This is a genomic window from Catenuloplanes niger (genome assembly GCF_031458255.1).
Lineage (GTDB): Bacteria > Actinomycetota > Actinomycetes > Mycobacteriales > Micromonosporaceae > Catenuloplanes > Catenuloplanes niger.
The window spans coordinates 6,084,168-6,102,320 of the sequence record NZ_JAVDYC010000001.1 but is presented as its reverse complement, the minus strand read 5'-3'; the positions used below and the strand labels follow the sequence as shown (position 1 = coordinate 6,102,320).

Genomic DNA, 18,153 nt, shown 5'->3' with positions numbered 1-18,153 from the left:
ACAGCCGCCAGCCTGTCCGAACCAGCCGAAACCGCGGCGCCCAGACCGCCAGAACCGGCCGAAGCAGCGGCGACCGGGCCGTCAGAACCAGCCGCGGTCAGGCCGCCGGAACCGGCCGGCGTGGGCAAGACGGCGAACGCGGGCGCGGCCGGGATGGCCGGCGTGCGGGCGTCGGTGATCGGTGCGTCGGTGATCGGTGCGTCGGTGTCGGTCATGAGACTGGGGCCGGGTGGGGGGCGGTTTTTACGATCACGTCCAGGGCTCGCTCGAAATCATGGCGGGGAACGCCCACGTTGATGGTCAGCCGCAGCCGGGACCGGGGGTCCGGTGTGGTGGGTGGGCGGAAACAGCCTACGGCCACCCCGGCGTCGAGGCAGGCGGCGGCCCAGGCCACGGCCTCCGCGGGGCCGTGCGCGGTGACCGAGACGACACCCGCGGCCGGTGGTGCGGCGGTGAGGCCGGCGGCGGTCAGGCGGGCGTGGGCGAGCGTGGCGCGCGCCGCGAGCTCGGCCCGGCCGGTGTCGTCCGCGCGGGCCAGCTCGAGCGCGGCCAGCGCGGCCGCCGTGGTCGCGGGCGGGAGCGCGGTGTCGTAGATGAATGTGCGGCCGGTGTCGATCAGGTGCCGGATCAGCGCGGCCGGGCCGGCGATCACCCCGCCGGCCGCGCCGAGGGCCTTGGAGAGGGTGGCGGTCACCACCACGTCGGGCGCGCCGGCCAGGCCCGCGGCCGCGACGCCGCCGGCACCGGACGGGCCGAGCACGCCGAGCGCGTGCGCGTCGTCGACCAGCAGCAGCGCGTCGTGCGCGGAGCCCAGCGCGTGCAGCTCGGCCAGCGGGGCCAGGTCGCCGTCGACGGAGAAGACCGATTCCGTGACGACCACGGCGGGCGCGGTCGGCGCGGCGGCGAGCGCCGCCCGTACCGCCGGAAGGTCGTTGTGGGGGGTGATCGTGGGCGGCCGGCCGGTGAGCCGGACGCCGTCGACCAGCGACGCGTGGTTGTGCGCGTCCGTGACCAGGGTGGTGGCCGGCTGGGTCAGCGCGCGGACCGCGCCCAGGTTGGCGAGGTAGCCGGACGAGTAGACCAGCGCGGACTCCGTGCCGAGCCAGTCGGCGAGCGCGGCCTCCAGCGCGGTGTGCAGCTCGGTCGAGCCCCGGACCAGGCGCGATCCGGTCGCTCCGGCCCCGAATCGGCGCAGGGCCGCGGCGGCCGCCTCGATCACCCGCGGATGCCGGGAGAGCCCGAGGTAGTCGTTGCCGGCGAGGTCGGTCACCTCGTCGGACGCGGCGCGCGGCCGCAGCCGCCGGGTGAGCCCGGCCCGCGCGCGCAGGCCCGCCTTGCGGTCCAGGGCGTCCAGCCAGCGTGTCACCGCGCACCCCCTGCGTCTTGTGAGTGGTCACCAAACCGCCTTGTAGGGTACGGACCATGGCTGACATCCTCGATCGTGCCCGGACCCGGGTGCTGGAGAACGGCATCGGGCTCGGCGAGAGCGACATCCTCGAGGTGCTGACCCTGCCGGACGAGGACCTGCCCGCCGCGCTGCAACTCGCCCACGAGGTGCGCATGCGCTGGTGCGGGCCCGAGGTCGAGGTCGAGGGCATCGTCTCGCTGAAGACCGGCGGCTGCCCGGAGGACTGTCACTTCTGCTCGCAGTCCGGCCTGTTCACCTCGCCGGTGCGCGCGGTCTGGCTGGACATCCCGCAGCTGGTCGAGGCCGCGAAGCAGACCGCGGCGACCGGTGCGACCGAGTTCTGCATCGTGGCCGCGGTGCGCGGGCCGGACGCGCGGCTGATGAAGCAGATGCGCGAGGGCGTGGCCGCGATCCGGGCGGCGGTGGACATCCAGGTCGCCGCGTCGCTCGGCATGCTCACCCAGGAGCAGGTCGACGAGCTGGTCGAGATGGGTGTGCACCGGTACAACCACAACCTGGAGACCTGCCGGTCGTACTTCCCGAACGTGGTGTCCACGCACTCCTGGGAGGAGCGCTGGGAGACGCTGCGGATGGTGCGCGAGTCCGGCATGGAGGTCTGCTGCGGCGGCATCATCGGCCTGGGTGAGAGCGTGGAGCAGCGGGCCGAGTTCGCGGCGCAGCTCGCGTCGCTGGACCCGCACGAGGTGCCGCTGAACTTCCTGAACCCGCGCCCGGGCACGCCGCTGGCGGACCAGCCGGTGCTGGCGCCGCGCGACGCGCTGCGGGCGATCGCCGCGTTCCGGCTGGCGATGCCGAAGACGATCCTCCGGTACGCCGGGGGCCGCGAGATCACGCTCGGCGACCTCGGCACGCGTGACGGGCTGCTCGGCGGCATCAACGCGGTGATCGTCGGCAACTACCTGACCACGCTGGGCCGGCCGGCCACCGCGGACCTGGAACTGCTGGACGAGCTGAGCATGCCGGTCAAGGCGCTGTCCGCGACCCTGTGACAGCTTGAGACCGCGCCCGCCGAACCCGCGCCCGGGCACCACCCGACCGCCCGGCGCGCACCCGCCGAAGACCCGTCCGTCCCGTCCCCGACCGCAGTGAGGTGCCGATGACCTGGTGCGACAGGTGCGGCGAAGCGCTGGCGACCGGCGACCACCGCGCGTGCGCCGCGGCGCGCGAGCTGGAGCCGCCGCGGTTCTGCCCGGACTGCCGGCGCCGGATGAAGGTGCAGGTGCTCCCGTCCGGCTGGAGTGCGGTGTGCGTGGAGCACGGCACGCGCATGATGGCGGGGTGAACGTCATCGCGGCGCCCGGCGCGCTGTGCGGCCCGCCGTGCGCGGCGGTGCTGCACGGCGCGGCCGTGCTGCTGCGCCCGACCGAGGCCGCGGACATCCCGGCTCTGGCCGCGATCCGCCGGCACCCGGACGTGCGGCGCTGGTGGGGCGGGGGTGACGACCTGGCCGCCGAGGTCACCGACGACCATCTGGACGCGGCGACGCCGACGTTCGCGATCGTGCTGGACGGCACGGTCGCCGGCATGATCCAGTGGCACGAGGAGACGGACCCGATGTACCGGCACGCCGGCATCGACATCTTCCTGGACCCGGCCGTGCGCGGCCGGGGCCTGGGCACGGACGCGGTCCGCACGCTGGCCCGGCACGTGCTCGACGCGCACGGCCACCACCGTCTGGTGATCGATCCGGCCGCCGCCAACACGGCCGCGATCCGCAGTTACGCGAAGGCGGGGTTCCGCCCGGTCGGCGTGATGCGCCGGTACGAGCGGTCCCCCGACGGCTCCTGGCACGACGGCCTGCTGATGGACCTCCTGGCGGAGGAGCTCAGCTGACGCCGCGCCCGGTCTTCTGCTGCAGCTCGTCGATCCGCTGCGACGCCTCCGCCTTGGTCAGGCCCTCGGGCGCCGGCTCGCCGGCCTCGTTCGCCAGCGTGTGCAGGTAGGACTCCTGAGGACCGGTCGCCGGCTCGTCACCGGTGGTCCACTCGGCCGGGTCCTTCTGCGCCGAATTCTGCTGCTGGTCGGTCATCACAGGCCCCTTCCGCGAACTTCTCGAACGCGTGTACCCATACCCGGCCGTAAGCTGGCCAAACCGCTCACCGGGAAAGGCGGCGCGGGCCGACGCGCATTCGGCAACGACGGCGGCCGGATGAAAGCCGTGAGCCCCGCCACGCCGTTCGACCGATCGGCGGGCACGATTCCTTGCGCGAACGCATTACACTCGCTCCTGTCCGTGGAGCCGCGCGCGACTACGCGTAGTGGAGGACACCGAGGGGACGGATGTGGGCGCATCCGTCCCCTCACCCATGCGCGAACCCGCTCGCGGAGCCGGATATTCGCGGCCGTCCCATTCAGTAGCGCGGTAATCGATTCGCAAAGGCGGGCGGCATACCGCCACGGCGAAGCAACAGAACGATTTTCCCGCTTCCGGCGTGGTTCCTTCGGGCGTGCTCCCGCGGGCACCGGTCGTCGCCCGAGGGGCTCCTCCCTGCCGGTCCCGGCGCGGCGAAACCCCACCGGTCCCGGCGTCGCGGAACCCCGCCGGTCCCGGCCCGGCGGAACCCCACCGATCCCGGCGCGGTGAGATCCGCCGCTCGGCGCGGCGGAACCCCGCCGGTTCAGGCGTCGCGGAACTCCGCCGGTTCAGGCGTGGCGGGACCCCGCCGGTGGTCAGGAGGCCGGTGAGGCCGCCCGGGTCGGGGTGATCGGCAGCGTGACCGTGACCAGGCCGGCGTCCCGCTCCAGCGCGGAGGCCGGGCCGAGTCGCTCCAATGTGGAGAGCATCGCCTCCTCGCGCGCCCGCACGTGCACGACCAGCGCGGCCAGCCCGGCGCGCCCGGCCATCGCGATCAACCGCCGGACCAGCGTGGCGCCGATGCCGCGCCCGCGCCAGGCGTCGTCGACCAGCAGGCCGACCTCCGCGATGTCGCCCTCCGGCACCAGGCCGGCGAGTCCGATCACCCGCTCACCGGCGAGCGCCACCATGCCGTGCGGGACCAGCCGGTCCGCCCGGGACGGGCCCGCGGTCAGCCGGCAGGCGCGCATCCGCCGTACCGCGGGCAGGTCCTCGGTCTGGGCCGGGCGGACAATGATCTCGTCGCCGTCCGGGAGCAGCAGTGTGACCGGTTCCTCGGCGGCGCGCAGCGCGGCGGCCGCGACCTCGACCAGCGCCTGCGCCCGCGCGTACTCCGCGGGTGTGAACGCCGGCTCGTTCCGGACGATCTCGTAGACGCCGCCGGCCGGGTCGGCCAGCCGCATCGCGGAGCGGGCCAGACCGAACCGGGTCGGCGGCGTGGTGCGCGGCAGCTCGGCGCGCCAGGTGACCTCGGTGGCGCCGAGCATGCCGCCGAGCGCGTCGCCCAGCGAGTCCGGGTCGCGGACCAGCCGGGCCGCGAGGCCGAGCGCGCTGGTCGGCGCGTCCGCCAACGCCTGCGGTTCGGCCGGCGCCACCCACGGGTCCCGGCCGCGGCCCTTCTCGACCGCGGCGAGCAGGTCGCGCTCGGTCATCGCGTCGGGCGCGTCGACCAGGAAGTCGTCCACGGCGCCGCCCTCGGTGGTGTGCACCTGGACGGCCAGGATGTTCACCGACTTCAGTGCCAGGCTCGCGGTGAGCACGGACAGGTAGCCCGGACGGTCGTCCACCGTCGCCCTGATTCGCCACAGACCCACGACGCCTCAGCTCCTTCCCGCCGAGCCCTCAGCGTCGCACGCTGCTGTTACTGACCTATTGCTCAGCGCGAACTTCGCCGCGTGCCCCTCGTCACGTCCCCGGTCCGGGCGTTTCGGCGCGGGTCAGCGGCCCCGGGTGTAGACGGTGAGGCCGAGCGCGCCCGCGTCCAGGCGGCCGTCGGCCGCGACGGTGAAGCGCCACCGGTCGTAGCGGGTCTGGCCGAGCACGACCACCACCCAGGTGGCGTGCGGGCCGGTGAGCAGCGCCTGCACCCGTTCCAGGTCCTTCGCGCCGGGCGCGGAACCGAGGATCAGCACGCCGGGTCCCTCGCCGGACGGGTTGCCGCGCAGCGCGAACGCGTCGGCGGAACGGTCGCCCTCGGCCGCGGTGACGGCGTCCCGGACGCTGCCCAGCGACACCAGCCGCTCGCCGCCGTCCAGGTGCGGGCGGACGTCACCGGCGACCACGCGCACGGTGCCGGACCACGGGCTGCCGGTCAGTTCCTCCGCCCACGCGCCGATCAGCGCGCGGGAGGCCGCGGCGTCGCCGGTGATGCTGATGACGCCGGTGGCCTGGCCGAGGTCGATGAGTTCGCGGGTGCCGCCCGCGGTGCCGAGCGTGACCAGCCGCGGCGTCGGGCTGCCGACCGTGACCGCGGGCAGCGCCTGCAGGTCGCGCAGCCGCGCCCGCCAGACGCGGCCGTTCTCGGCCGGTTCCCACGGCTCGACCGTGTCGGTGTCCGGCGAGGCCAGGCGCAGCGACATGGACTGCTCGTCCAGCGAGACGCCGTAGACCGGCGGGACCGGGCGGCCGGCCGCACCGGCGGCCGCGACCAGCACGCTGAGCGCGCGGTCGATGGTCCACGAGGCGGCGGTGTCGAACGTGCGGGCCGGCGGCGCGAGCTCCGGGCGGTCCTTGGCGGCCCGGCGCCCGACACCGGCCCCGCGTCCGACACCGGCCCTGCGCCCGACACCGGTCCTGCGCCCGTCACCGGCCGGGGCGGGACCGCCCGCGTGGACCGCCCGGCCCGGGGCGGCACCGGCCGGTGCCGCGCGACGGCGGACGACCAGGAACCCGGCGACCGCGCCCGCCACCAGCAGGACCGCGAGCACGATCAGCACGGCGAGCAGCACCGGGAAGCCGCCGGTCCGGCCGGCGGCCGGGGCCTGCGCCGCGGCCGTGGTGGCCGGCGCGGACGGCGCGGCGGCGGCGCCCTCCGGCAGCGGGCCCGCGCCGATGCCCTCACCCCGGGCGTCCGCGGGCAGCGTCAGGATCCAGCCGGGCGCGACCCGCTCCGGCGTCTCCAGCGCGGCGCCGTCCGGCTGGGTGCGGCCCTTGTTCAGCTCGAAGATCTCGGTGTAGCGCTCGCCGTCGCCGAGCAGCCGTTCCGCGATGGCGTGCAGGAACTCCGGCTCACCGTCGAAGCTCGGCTGCACGCGGTACCAGAGCTGGCCGGTCTCGACGCCGTCGCCCGTCGCGTCGGCCGGCAGGAACAGCACCCAGCCCGGCGCGAGCACCTCCGGCTTCTCCAGCGCCTTGCCGTCGGCCTGCACCCGGCCCTTGTTCAGCTCGAAGATCTCGGTGTAGCGGTTGCCGTCGCCGAGCAGCCGTTCCGCGATCGCGTGCAGGAACTCCGGCTCACCGTCGAAGCTCGGCTGCACCCGGTACCACTTCAGCAGGTCGCGGTCCTCGACGGACGGAGACGCGGTGACCGCGACCGCCGGGACCGCCGGCACGGGCGACGCCGGGGCGGCGAGGGCGGGCCCGCCCACCGTGACGGCGAGCAACAGCGGCAGCACCACGGTGCTGACTCGCCGGACAGGGTGACGGGGCATCGGTGCACTTCCTCGCGCGAAGATCACTGAAAACACGGACACCTTACGCGGTGCGATAACGTGTGCCCACCATCCACCGGTCCAGCTCAACATTGAATGGCACCGGCGCGGGGCCGAGAACCGCGCGAAAGCTCCCCGCCCGGAGGCGCAGTGCAGCTAATACTCACCGTTGTCGATGCTGTGAACAATGACGCATCGCAGGTGTCTCTCACCGTCGACGGGCAGGCAACCGTCGCCTCCGTCGGTCACGCTGCGCAACATCTGATGCGCGATGCCCGCATGCGGGGAGACATCCCGCTCTTCGCGGACGGCCGCCCGCTGGACCCGGCCGCCTCGGTGGCGGAGTCCGGGCTCCGGGACGGCACCGTGCTCGGCCTGGGCGCGCCGGCCGGCCCGCCACCGGAGCAGACCGGCCTGCTGGAGGTCCGGGTCGCCGGCGGCCCGGCCGCGGGCACGTTCGTCCGGCTCGGCGCCGGCAGCGGCGACATCGGTCGCGACCCGGGCTGCTGGGTGCCGGTCGCGGACCCGGCGCTGCCGCCCGCCGCGGTCACGGTGAGCGTGGACATCCGGGCCCGCTGCCGGGTCGCGCCGGCCGGCGACACCCCGGTCCGGCTGGACGGCGACGCGGTGACCGAAGCGGTCGAGTGGGAGCCCGGCCGGCTGCTGCACGTCGGCGACAGCGTGCTGGAACTGGCCGAGTACACCCGGCCGGACGCCGCGCTGGCACCGTCCGCGGACGGCTCCGGTCTGGACTACAACCGGCCGCCGCGGATCCGCGCGCCGCGCCGGCAGACCCGGTTCCGGCTGCCCACGCCGCCGAAGGAGCCGCCGCGCAACCCGCTGCCCTGGCTCATCGCACTGGTCCCGCTGGTCGGCGCGATCGCGCTGATGCTGCTCACCGGCAACCGGACCATGCTGTTCCTGGCGTTGCTCAGCCCGCTGTCGCTGGTCGCGAACCACGTCTGGACCCGCCGGCAGGGCAAGCGGACGTTCGGCGACCTGCGCCGCGAGTACGCCGAGACCAGGGACCGGATCGAACGCGACGCCCGCGAGGCGCTGGAGGTGGAGAAGGCGGACCGGCGCACGGCCGCGCCCGACCCGGGCCTGATCGCGGTGATCGCCACCGGACCGCGGCGACGGCTCTGGGAGCGGCGCCGCCGGGACACCGACCACCTGCTGATCCGCGCCGGCTTCGGGGACCAGCCCGCGGAGGTGGCGCTGGACGATCCGGAACAGGACGAGCACCGGCGTACGGTGCACTGGTCCATTCCGGACGTACCGGTCACCATGCCGCTGCGCGAGCACGGCGTGATCGGCTTCGCCGGCCCGGGTGACACCGCCCGCGCGCTCGGCCGCTGGGCCGTGGTGCAGACCGCGGTGCTGCACAGCCCGGCCGACGTGCAGATCACCGTGCTCACCGACGCGGCCGGCCGGGACAGCTGGGACTGGATCCGCTGGCTGCCGCACGCCCGCCCGAGCGGTCCCGCCGCACCGGCCGCGCTGATCGGCCTGGACGCGGAGTCGGTCGGCCGCCGGGTGGCGAGCCTGCTGGAGCTGATCGAGGCACGGCTGGTGGTACGCAAGGAGACCGGCGAGGCCGGCTTCCGCGAGCCGGACATGCTGGTCGTGCTGGACGGCTCGCGGCGGCTGCGCTCGCTGCCCGGCGTGATCCAGCTGCTCCGCGAGGGCCCGGCGGTCGGCGTCTACGCGATCTGCCTGGACGCGGACGAGCGGCTGCTCCCGGCCGAGTGCCAGGCCGTGGCCGTGGTCGAGGGCGCCACGCTGCGGATCCTGCGGACCGGCGCGGAGGAGCTGTCCGGCGTCCGGCCGGACTTCGTCTCCCCGGCCTGGTGCGCCGCGGTCGCCCGGCCGCTGGCGCCGGTCCGCGACGTCAGCGACGACGACGAGGACGCGGCGCTGCCCGGCGCCAGCCGGCTGCTCGACGTGCTCTCGCTGGACCCGCCGCGGGCGGACGACATCGTGGCCCGCTGGGCGCTGCGCGGCGCGAGCACCGCGGCCGTGGTCGGCGAGTCGTTCGACGGCGCGTTCGAGATCGACCTGCGCCGGGACGGCCCGCACGGCCTGATCGCCGGCACCACCGGCTCCGGCAAGTCCGAGTTGCTGCAGACCGTGGTGGCGTCGCTGGCGGTCGCGAACCGGCCGGACGCGATGACGTTCGTGCTGGTCGACTACAAGGGCGGCAGCGCGTTCGGCGACTGCGTGCGGCTGCCGCACACCGTCGGCATGGTCACCGACCTGGACGAGCACCTGGTCCGGCGCGCGCTGGAGTCGCTCTCCGCGGAGCTGCGCCGCCGGGAGCACATCCTGGCCGCGGCCGGCGCCAAGGACATCGAGGACTACACGCGCGTCGGCGGCGTACTCCCCCGGCTGCTGATCGTGATCGACGAGTTCGCGTCGATGGCGCGCGAGCTGCCCGACTTCGTCACCGGCCTGGTCAACGTGGCGCAGCGGGGCCGGTCGCTCGGCATCCACCTGCTGCTGGCCACGCAGCGGCCGAGCGGCGTGGTGTCACCGGAGATCCGGGCGAACACGAACCTGCGGATCGCGCTGCGGGTCACCGACGCGGCCGAGAGCCAGGACGTGCTGAACGCGCCGGACGCGGCCCGGATCGCGAAGAGCACACCGGGCCGGGCGTACGTGCGGCTCGGCCACGCCTCGCTGGTGCCGTTCCAGGCCGGGCGGGTCGGTGGGCGCCGCCCCGGCACGGACGGCGCGGCGGCGCGCCCGGTCGCGCCGCCGGAGATGCGCGTGCTGGACTGGGCCGATCTGGCCCGGCCGATCGAGACCACGCCGGCCGCCCGGACCGCCGTGGTGCAGGACGAGGTCACCGACCTGCAGGTGCTGGTCGAGGCGCTGCGGGACGCGGCGCGCCTGGCCGGGGTGCCGGCGCAGCCCAGCCCGTGGCTGCCGCCGCTGCCGGGGTCGGTGCTGCTGGAGACGCTGGCCGCGGAGCCGGGCGCGGTGCCGTACGGCGTCGAGGACCTGCCCAAGCAGCAGCGGCAGCGGACCGCGGCGCTGCGACTGGAGACGTTCGGCCACCTGATCGTGGCCGGCGCGCCGCGGACCGGCCGGTCGCAGCTGCTGCGCACGATCGCCGGCGCGCTGGCCCGCACGCACTCCTCGGCCGACGTGCACCTCTACGGCCTGGACTGCGGCAACGGCGCGCTGCTGCCGCTGGCGAACCTGCCGCACACCGGCGCGGTCGTGCAGCGCACCGAGGTGGAACGCGCGGTCCGGCTGATCGGCCGGCTCGGCGAGGAGATCCGCCGCCGCCAGGCCGTGCTGGCCGCGGGCGGCTTCGCGGACGTCACCGAGCAGCGCCGGGCCGCGGCCGACCCGCTGTCCCACATCGTGCTGCTGCTGGACCGCTGGGAGGGCTTCCTCACCTCGCTCGGCGAGCTGGACGCGGGCACGCTCGCCGACCAGGTCTTCACGTTCCTGCGCGAGGGCGCGAGCGTCGGCGTGCACGTGGTGATCACCGGTGACCGGTCCGTGCTGAGCGGCCGGATCGCCACGCTCACGGAGGACAAGCTGGCCTTCCGGCTCGCCGACCGCGGCGACCTCGCCATGATCGGCCTGCATCCGCGCAACCTGCCGGAGGACACCGCGCCGGGCCGTGCGTTCCGCGCCGAGACCGGCGTCGAGGTGCAGGTGGCGCTGCTGACCGCGGACCCGAGCGGCGCGGCCCAGGCGGCCGCGCTGACCGAGATCGGCCGGCGCGCGGCGGACCGGGACGCGGACGTCCCGCAGTCACGGCGCGCGTTCCGGCTGGGCGAGGTGCCGCACCGGATCGGGTACGACCAGGCCGTGCGGCTGCCGAGGGCCGGCGCGGGGGCCGGCTGGGTGCTGGCCGGCGTCGGCGGCGAGGAACTGTCGGCCTACGGCCCGGACCTCGCGTCCGGCGTGCCGTCGTTCGCGGTCGGCGGCCCGGCGCGGTCCGGGCGCAGCACGATGCTGGTCGCGATGGCCCGGTCCGCCCTGGACTCCGGCCAGCAGGTGATCGCGCTGGCGCCGCGCACGTCGCCGGTCCGTGACCTGGCCGGCCGCCCCGGCATGCTGGCCGTGTTCACCGGTACCGACGTCACGTCCGAGGAGCTGACCGCCGCGCTGGCGCGGGTGACCGGCCGCGCGCTGCTGGTCGTCGACGACGCCGCCGCGCTGCGCGACGCGGCCGCCTCGGCCGAGCTGCGCGACGTGATCCGCAACGGCGAGGCCCGGCAGCTCGCGCTGGTCTACGCGGGTGACCCGGAGGATCTGAGCGTCGGATTCAGCGGCTGGCTGGTCGACGCCCGCCGCAGCCGCCGCGGCGCGCTGCTCTCCCCGCAGAGCCGCACCGACGGTGACCTGGTCGGCCTGCGCCTCCAGCGGACCTCGGTCGGCCAGCCGGTCCGGCCCGGCCGCGCGCTCCTGCACCTCGGCGACGGCGAGCCGATCACGGTCCAGGTCCCGGAGTGAGGGCCTGACCGGCGTCCGGGGTGTTGACCGGGCGGCCTCGGATCCCGCAGGGAGGCCGCCCGCGGCCGACCGGTGCCCGCGGGAGCGTGCGGGAGCCGACCCGCCGGGAGCGGGCAGATCATGGGTTGCGCCTCGGTCCGTGAAACAACAAGGGGCGACCGTCGCCGGCCGCCCCTCCCCCGTTGCAAACCCCTACTTGCGCAGTGCCTTCGCCAGCTCGTCGTCGGCCTGCTGGAACGTGTCGGCCGCCGCGGTCAGGTACTTGCCCATGCCCTCGAGGCCCTCGGCCATCTTCTGCGCGCCGTCGTTGAACTCGCGGTACGACTCGTCGAACTGCTTGGAGGAGGCGTCCGTCACGTAACCGCCGTTGACCAGGTTGTTCACCATGTTCTGCAGCTCGGTGAGCTTGCTGAAGATCTCCTCCTTGCCGCGCGTGAGCCGGTTGGCCGCGTCACGCATCTCCTGGTACGTCACATTGACGTTCGCCATCTCATGCCTCCTGGTCGGTGATGAATCGGAACGTGCCGGTGATGGCGTCGAAGACGTCGAACAGCTCCGACTCCAGCGCCAGCAACGGGGAACTGCCGGTGATGAGTGCGACCCGGGCCGGATTCGGCCCCGGGAACGGCACGAACGTCTGCAGGACCAGCGACCGGATCCAGCCGGCGCCGTCCGGCAGCGTCACGTCGTCGACGCCGCGCGTGCGCGGCACCCGGCCGGCGCCGGGCAGTTCGGTGGACTCGACCTGCCGCCAGATCGAGTCCGGCCCGCGCCTGGGCACGGCCGTCAGGTACTGCGCGACCGCGGCGTCCTCGCCGGGCGCGTCCACGATCGTCACGGTCACGGTCGCGGTCATCACCGCGCCGCCGAGGCCGGCGACCAGCGTGCCGCAGAACCGGGCCCCGCTGTCGTACGCGCGGCGGGCCGTCTCGCGCAGCGCCTTGGCCAGCGCGGCACGGTGTTCGCGCAGCTCCGGCACCGCCCGGAGGCGCTCCTCGACCAGCGCGCCGATGGCCGCGTTACGGGCGTCCGGGTGCAGTTCGATCTCGAACCACGAGTCCGGGATCGTGATGGCGAAGCCGGCGGCGGCCATCAGGCCTCGCCGTCGGTGCGCAGCTGGTCGCGGAGGTCGTTGTCGGCCTTGCGGATCGCCTCGACGGCCTGGTTCGCCATCGCGATCAGTTGCTCGCAGTTCTTGTCGACCCGGCCACGGCCGTCGCGCCAATGTGACTCAAAGTTACTTATGGCGTCGTCGACGTCGGGCCCGCCGAGCTCGCCGGAGAACTCATTCATCCACGAACGTGCGGAGTCCATGCCGCTGCGGATCGTCTCCAGCTGATTGGCGAAGTCCGTCAATCCGTCCAGATTGACTGTCAAACGGTCGGATGCCATAGATATCCGTCTCTGTCCATGTCACTGGCCGATGGGCAGCCTACTCGGCGCGCGCAAGATCACCCTCAACGTTGACCCTGACGGTACCCGAAGGTACCGTTGGCGCCCCACTATACGTACAGTCACCACCGGACCTGGGGAGCGGATGACACGGCCGACCGACTGGCACGTCCTGGACATGGACGGTGACCCCACACCCGGCGATCCGGCGCGGGTGCGGCAGCTCGCGTCCCGGTTCCACGACTTCGCGGAGACCGCGAACCGGGCCCGGCTCGCGGTGGAGTCGCTGCAGGGCGACGGCGCGCTGCTGGCCTGGGTCGGCAAGTCCGGTGACGCGTTCCGCGAGCAGTTCGGCGACTTCCCCCACCAGGTCAACAAGCTCTACCGGTCGCACCTGATGACCGGCGACGCGCTGGACGCCTTCGCGCCCTCGCTGGAACGGGCCCAGGCACAGGCCGGCCGGGCGCTGGCCGACGGCCGGGTCGCGGCCGAGAAGGTCGCGTCGCTGACCGGCGCGCTGTCCGTCGCGGAGGCGGACTTCACCGGCGCGTCGAAGGCGGCCGAGGCCGCCCGGGCGGAGACCGTCGCACCGGACCCGGACCAGGTCAAGGCCGCGGTACGGGACGCGTCCGCCGCCCGGGCCAGGCGGGACGCGGCACAGAGCCAGGTGACCGGCGCGCAGGGCGAGCTGGACCTGGCCAAGCAGCTCGCCGCGCAGGCCAAGCAGATGCGTGACGACGCGTCGCGTGCCTGCGTGCGGCAGATCGAGGACGCCTCCGACGCGGGCATCCAGCCGCGCAACTTCTGGCAGAAGCTCGGCGACGCGTTCAAGGAGATCTGGAACATCATCTGCGAGGTCGCGCAGTGGGTCGCCCTGGTCGCCGGCATCATCGGCATGATCATCGGAGGACCGCTCGCCTGGATCGCGCTCGCGGCCGGCGCGATCCTGCTGATCAAAGCGATCGTCGACTTCAGCCAGGGCAAGGGCTCGGTCATGGACCTGGTCTTCGGCATCCTCGGCGTCATCCCCGGCGTGAAGGGCCTGACCAGCGTCTCGAAGCTGTCCGCGCTCCACCGGACCGGCGGGCTGAAGGAGATCGGCAAGGCCGCGCTGCACGGCATGAAGACCATGGCCACGGAGATGGCCGGCATCGTCAAGGCGGCCGGCTCCGGCGCGCTGACCGTCGTCAAGGCGCTCGGCGACGGCTCGGCCGCGGCGCTGGCCGGGCTCACGAACGTCAACCGGGTCGTGACCGGCGCGATCGACACCGGCAGGGTCGGCGACTACCTCCCGGCCGGGCTCGCCAAGGGCGGTGGGACCCGCTTCGGCGCGCTGCCGGTGCCGACGCTGCCGCCGGTCACGGTCACCCCCGGCAAGACGTTCAAGCAGCACTTCGACGACCTCGCCGCGGTGAAGCACCGGACCGAGACCACACACGTCCAGGCGATCAGGAATGACGTCGCCAACCGGATCAACGCGGACGCGCTGCGGATCGAGCAGGCCGCCAAGGCCGACCTCCAGCTCACCGTCAACAGGATCGACAGTGACGCCGCGGCGAAGCTGAACGCGGAGAAGCTGCGGATCGAGAACGACTTCAGGACCGAGCTCACCGCACGGTCCGACCGGGTGAAGGTCGACGCGGCCGCGGACCTGAGCATCGCGAAGAACGACATCGACATGCGGTTCGACGAGCTGCGCACCACGAGGCCGGACGAGCTCAGGACCGCCTCCGACGTCAAGCTCGCCGCGGACGAACTGGCGGTCCAGCACTCGTTCGCCGGGCGGATCGACGCGGTCGACGCGGACCTCAAACGGATCACCGACCAGGCCGACGAGATCAAGACGGTCGCGCAGTCGCCCGCCGCGCAGGCCGACCCGGCGCGCTTCGAGGCGGTCTACGGCGACGCGATGCGACACCTCGACCTGGAGTACGGCCGGCTCACCACGGAGAAGGCGAACCTCCAGGCCGACCTGGCCACGGACCTCGGCACGCTGCGGACGGACACCGCCACGAGGCTGGCCGGCGACCAGGCCGCCGCGCTCAAGGAGCTGGACGTCCAGCGGATGGACGAGATCAGGCTGGCCGAGAAGGCGTCCGTGGACGGTGTCACGGCCGACGTCGCCGCGCTCACCAAGAACCTCGAGGCGCAGCGCGACCTCGACGTCCAGAACCTGACCGCGGGGATCGAGAACACCCGGCTCGCCGACATCAGGGCCGCGGAGGCCCAGGCCGACATCACCAAGAACCTGGATCTCGCGAACAGCCTCCAGACGCACCAGGCCACGGAACTGGCCGAGATCAACGCGTTCACCAAGGACCTGAACCTCCAGTTCGACACCGCGAACACGCAGCTGAACCACCAGATGCTGGACGCGCTCGGGGAGAACGTCGGCAACGTCAAGGTGCTGCACGAGGGCTCCCCGTACGGCATGCCCGGCGACCTCGGCACGGTGGTCGAGCGGAACCTGCCGAAACTCGACCAGATCAACGTCAACAAGATGCCGTCGGACGTCAACTGCACGATCTGCGTGCAGCGGGTGGACGACTACATCAAGCACGACACCGTCACCGTGGCGCACAAGATCCCGGCCACCCGGCCGCTGTCCACCATCGAGGCGAACTACCCCGGCATGGCGTTCCACCAGGTGCCGGGCGCGGACTACGGCCAGGTGGTGGCGGACATGGCGGCCGCGCCGAACGGCACGGTCGGCATCATCGGTTACAAGATCGGCGGCACCACCGACGGCCACGTCATGAACGTGTGGAACCGGGACGGGCGGATCATGTTCGTCGACGGGCAGACCGGCAGACTGGGATACCTGCCGCCGCTGACCAGCCCCGGCAGTGAGCTCTGGTTCACCCGTATCCCGTGACGAGGAGCAACCGATGATCGACATCAGCCAGGCCCGCGCGCTCGCCGAGGCCCGGGTCCGCGAGATCGAGGACCCGGACACGCCGCTGGTGCTCACCGACCCGGAGTCGCCGCGCGAGTTCCCGTGGGCGTGGGCGTTCTCCTACAACTCCGCACGCTATCTGCGGACGAACGCCTTCACCGACATGGTGCCGGCCGGCCCGGTCATCGTGCTCAAGGACGGCAGCGACGTCTGGATCGCCAACTCCGCGCCGCCCCTGGAGCAGTGGCTCAACATCTACGCGGCGCAACACGGCCTCACGCCCCTGCCGGTCCCGCGGTCGTCACCGTTCTCCTGAGACGTCTCTCCGGAGAGGTTCGCATGATCGCAAGAACCGATTTTCCCGCTTCCGGCGTGGGCGCGTTCCGAGTGCTCCCGCGGGCACCGGTCGTCGCCGGCGCTCCTCCCTGCCGGTTCCGCCGTGGCGGAAACCCACCGGGCGGCTCCCGGGGCCCGGCCGGTTGCGGCGAGGCCCGGACGACACGCGGACCGCGCCCCGCTCCGGGGCTCTCCGTTGAAGCAGGCGCTAAACCGTCTGCGGGGTGATCAGGTCGAGGCGGTCGCCGAGGATCACGGCGGCCGCGCGGACCAGCTGCGAGATCCGGTCGACCTCGGTGACGTGGAACGACGCGGCGGACAGGTTGTCGCCGTCCGTGCGCGCCACCACCAGCACCAGCCCGGCGCGGCCGAACGGCGCCACGGCGTAACGGGTGCCGTCCGGGCCGGTCAGCGACCGGGCCCGCAGCGGTGTGACCTCGGGCAGGCGCGGCGGCTCCGGCGCACGCCAGCTGGCATAGGCGACGTCCGGCTCGCGGCCGGCCTCGTCCTCGGTGCGGGGTGCGGCGGCCCGGGACGCCCAGTCGGCCGGCACCATCGCGGCCGCGGCCCAGTCCGCCGCCAGCAGGCCGGGGACGGCGTCGACCAGCGTGGCGAGGCCGTCCGACGGGTTCGCCGCGACCTGGGCGAGCAGCTCCGCGTCGTGCCCGCCGGCGACCGGGGCGCCGATCGCCCGCCAGACGCCGTCGACCTGCACGCCGGGGATCGCGGCCAGCCCGGCCATCAGGCGCTCGACGCGCGCGGCGCCCGGCCAGACCACGGTGAAGTCGTCGACGGCGCGGCCACCGAGCCGCTCCAGCACCACGACCTGGACGATGTCGGCACCGGCGACGCCCAGCGTGCGCGCCACCTGGCCCAGCGCCCCAGGGCGGTCCGGAAGCGTGACCCGTACCCGCAGCAACATTGACGCTCCCCTCGGCACCGGCGAACAGCAGTGGAACACTGGCTGACGGGACCAGTGTGCGCGGTGTCCGTTTCGCGGTCGTTGCCTACCCGTGTCCGTGCATAAAAATGCAGCTGAGACCGGTTACGCCGAGGCCCGCGGAACCATGTGCGTGTCGAGCAGCACGTAGGGCCGCTCCATCGGTTCCCGGCGGATGCGCGCGACCAGCAGCCGGGCCATCTGCCGGCCCATCTCCTCGACCGGCTGGTAGACGGTGGTGAGCGGCGGGTCGGCCTGGCGCGCGATCGGCGAGTCCTCGAAGCCGACCACGGCCACGTCGGCGGGCACGCGCCGGCCGGCCTCGCGCAGCGCGCGCAGCGCACCGCAGGCCATCAGGTCGGACGCGACGAAGACCGCGTCCAGGTCCGGGGCCAGCTCGAGCAGCCGGCGCATGGCCGCGGTGCCGCTGCCCTCGGAGAAGTCACCGTACGCGATCAGGTCCTCCGCCGGCGCCCGCCCGCTGAGCCGCACCGCCTCGCGGTAACCGGCGAGCCGGGCCACGCCCACGCCCATGTCCTGCGGCCCGGCGATGGTGGCGACCCGCTGCCGGCCGCCCGCGATCAGGTACTCCGTGGCCAGCCGCGCGCCGCCGGCGTTGTCCACGTCCACGAAGTAGGCCGCCTGCGCGCCGGGCTGCAGCATGCGCGCCGGGCGCCCACCGAGCACGGCCGGCAGGTTGCGCTGTTCCAGCAGCGTCGGCAGCGGGTCGGAGTCGTGCAGCGAGAGCAGCAGGACGCCGTCGACGTGCTGGTTGGTGAGGTGGTGCTCGACCCGCTCGCGCTCGGCCGGCGACTGCGCCATGGCGAGCCAGAGCTGCATCTGCGTCTCGAGCAGGCCGGAGCTGATGCCGCGGACGATGCCGGCGAAGAACGGCTCGCCGAACACCCGGTCGCCGGACTCGGACACGACCAGCGCCACCGAGTCGGTCCGCTGGGTGACCAGCGCGCGGGCCGCCCGGTTCGGCACGTAGCCGAGCTCGTCGATCGCGGCCTGCACGGCGGCCCGTGCCTCCGGGCTGACCTGCGGAGACCCGTTGACGACGCGGGACACCGTGCCGCGGCCGACCCCCGCCCGCGCGGCCACGGCGTCGAGGGTGGGCCGTCCGAGCGACCGCGTGCGCTGGGTAGTCATGTCTGCTCCAAGGGCCGGGGGCGTGCC

The 18,153-nt window shown here is 74.0% G+C and carries 15 protein-coding genes; 6 read left to right on the top strand and 9 right to left on the bottom strand.

All coding sequences use genetic code 11. The features are described 5' to 3' along the window. Positions 1-211: 211 nt before the first annotated feature. Entirely contained in the window at positions 212-1,366 is a 1,155-nt protein-coding gene (locus J2S44_RS27135) for an 8-amino-7-oxononanoate synthase (protein ID WP_310419681.1), read from the bottom strand. 56 nt (positions 1,367-1,422) lie between these two features. Here J2S44_RS27135 and bioB point away from each other — a divergent pair, with 56 nt between their 5' ends. From bioB to J2S44_RS27120, 3 genes are all read left to right on the top strand, one after another. Then, a complete protein-coding gene (gene bioB, locus J2S44_RS27130) occupies positions 1,423-2,418 on the top strand; it encodes a biotin synthase BioB (RefSeq protein WP_310419679.1) in 996 nt (331 codons plus the stop codon). 107 nt (positions 2,419-2,525) lie between these two features. Next, positions 2,526-2,711, top strand: a complete 186-nt coding sequence (bsaP, locus tag J2S44_RS27125; protein ID WP_310419677.1) for a biotin synthase auxiliary protein BsaP — start codon at positions 2,526-2,528, stop codon at positions 2,709-2,711. Positions 2,712-2,758: 47 nt separating this feature from the next. Continuing rightward, entirely contained in the window at positions 2,759-3,262 is a 504-nt protein-coding gene (locus J2S44_RS27120; RefSeq protein WP_310429955.1) for a GNAT family N-acetyltransferase, read from the top strand. On the opposite strand, the gene J2S44_RS27115 is transcribed toward J2S44_RS27120, so the two are convergent. The 3 genes from J2S44_RS27115 to J2S44_RS27105 form a co-directional block, all read right to left on the bottom strand. Then, positions 3,255-3,458 carry a DUF3072 domain-containing protein gene (locus J2S44_RS27115; RefSeq protein WP_310419675.1) on the bottom strand — a complete coding sequence of 68 codons (204 nt, stop codon included), beginning with the start codon at positions 3,456-3,458 and terminating at the stop codon, positions 3,255-3,257. The genes J2S44_RS27120 and J2S44_RS27115 overlap by 8 nt on opposite strands. 641 nt (positions 3,459-4,099) lie before the next feature. Next, on the bottom strand, positions 4,100-5,098 hold the full coding sequence (locus tag J2S44_RS27110) for a GNAT family N-acetyltransferase (RefSeq protein WP_310419673.1): 999 nt from the start codon (positions 5,096-5,098) through the stop codon (positions 4,100-4,102). 123 nt (positions 5,099-5,221) lie between these two features. Next, on the bottom strand, positions 5,222-6,934 hold the full coding sequence (locus tag J2S44_RS27105; protein ID WP_310419671.1) for a LysM peptidoglycan-binding domain-containing protein: 1,713 nt from the start codon (positions 6,932-6,934) through the stop codon (positions 5,222-5,224). Between the two features lie 279 nt (positions 6,935-7,213). Between J2S44_RS27105 and J2S44_RS27100 the strand changes: the two genes are divergently transcribed. After that, on the top strand, positions 7,214-11,410 hold the full coding sequence (locus tag J2S44_RS27100) for a type VII secretion EssC family protein (RefSeq protein ID WP_310419669.1): 4,197 nt from the start codon (positions 7,214-7,216) through the stop codon (positions 11,408-11,410). A gap of 192 nt (positions 11,411-11,602) precedes the next feature. On the opposite strand, the gene J2S44_RS27095 is transcribed toward J2S44_RS27100, so the two are convergent. The 3 genes from J2S44_RS27095 to J2S44_RS27085 are packed head-to-tail and all read right to left on the bottom strand — an operon-like array spanning position 11,603 to position 12,802. Then, complete coding sequence (locus J2S44_RS27095; protein WP_310419667.1) at positions 11,603-11,899, bottom strand: WXG100 family type VII secretion target; 297 nt, start codon at positions 11,897-11,899, stop codon at positions 11,603-11,605. Position 11,900: 1 nt separating this feature from the next. Further along, positions 11,901-12,503 (bottom strand): hypothetical protein, encoded by a 603-nt coding sequence (locus J2S44_RS27090; protein WP_310419665.1) that lies wholly within the window; start codon positions 12,501-12,503, stop codon positions 11,901-11,903. Next, a complete protein-coding gene (locus J2S44_RS27085; RefSeq protein WP_310419663.1) occupies positions 12,503-12,802 on the bottom strand; it encodes a hypothetical protein in 300 nt (99 codons plus the stop codon). Before J2S44_RS27085 ends, J2S44_RS27090 begins: the two co-directional genes overlap by 1 nt. Before the next feature lie 145 nt (positions 12,803-12,947). On the opposite strand from J2S44_RS27085, the gene J2S44_RS27080 reads away from it, so the two are divergent. Both J2S44_RS27080 and J2S44_RS27075 read left to right on the top strand, forming a co-directional pair. After that, a complete protein-coding gene (locus J2S44_RS27080; protein ID WP_310419661.1) occupies positions 12,948-15,677 on the top strand; it encodes a toxin glutamine deamidase domain-containing protein in 2,730 nt (909 codons plus the stop codon). Positions 15,678-15,690: 13 nt separating this feature from the next. Continuing rightward, positions 15,691-16,014: a YrhB domain-containing protein gene (locus tag J2S44_RS27075; protein WP_310419659.1), complete on the top strand. Its 324-nt coding sequence runs from the start codon at positions 15,691-15,693 to the stop codon at positions 16,012-16,014. A gap of 228 nt (positions 16,015-16,242) precedes the next feature. On the opposite strand, the gene J2S44_RS27070 is transcribed toward J2S44_RS27075, so the two are convergent. Together J2S44_RS27070 and J2S44_RS27065 are read right to left on the bottom strand one after the other, a co-directional pair. Beyond that, positions 16,243-16,956: an ACT domain-containing protein gene (locus tag J2S44_RS27070; RefSeq protein WP_310419657.1), complete on the bottom strand. Its 714-nt coding sequence runs from the start codon at positions 16,954-16,956 to the stop codon at positions 16,243-16,245. Between the two features lie 123 nt (positions 16,957-17,079). Then, on the bottom strand, positions 17,080-18,126 hold the full coding sequence (locus J2S44_RS27065) for a LacI family DNA-binding transcriptional regulator (RefSeq protein WP_307244466.1): 1,047 nt from the start codon (positions 18,124-18,126) through the stop codon (positions 17,080-17,082). Between the last annotated feature and the right edge of the window lie 27 nt (positions 18,127-18,153).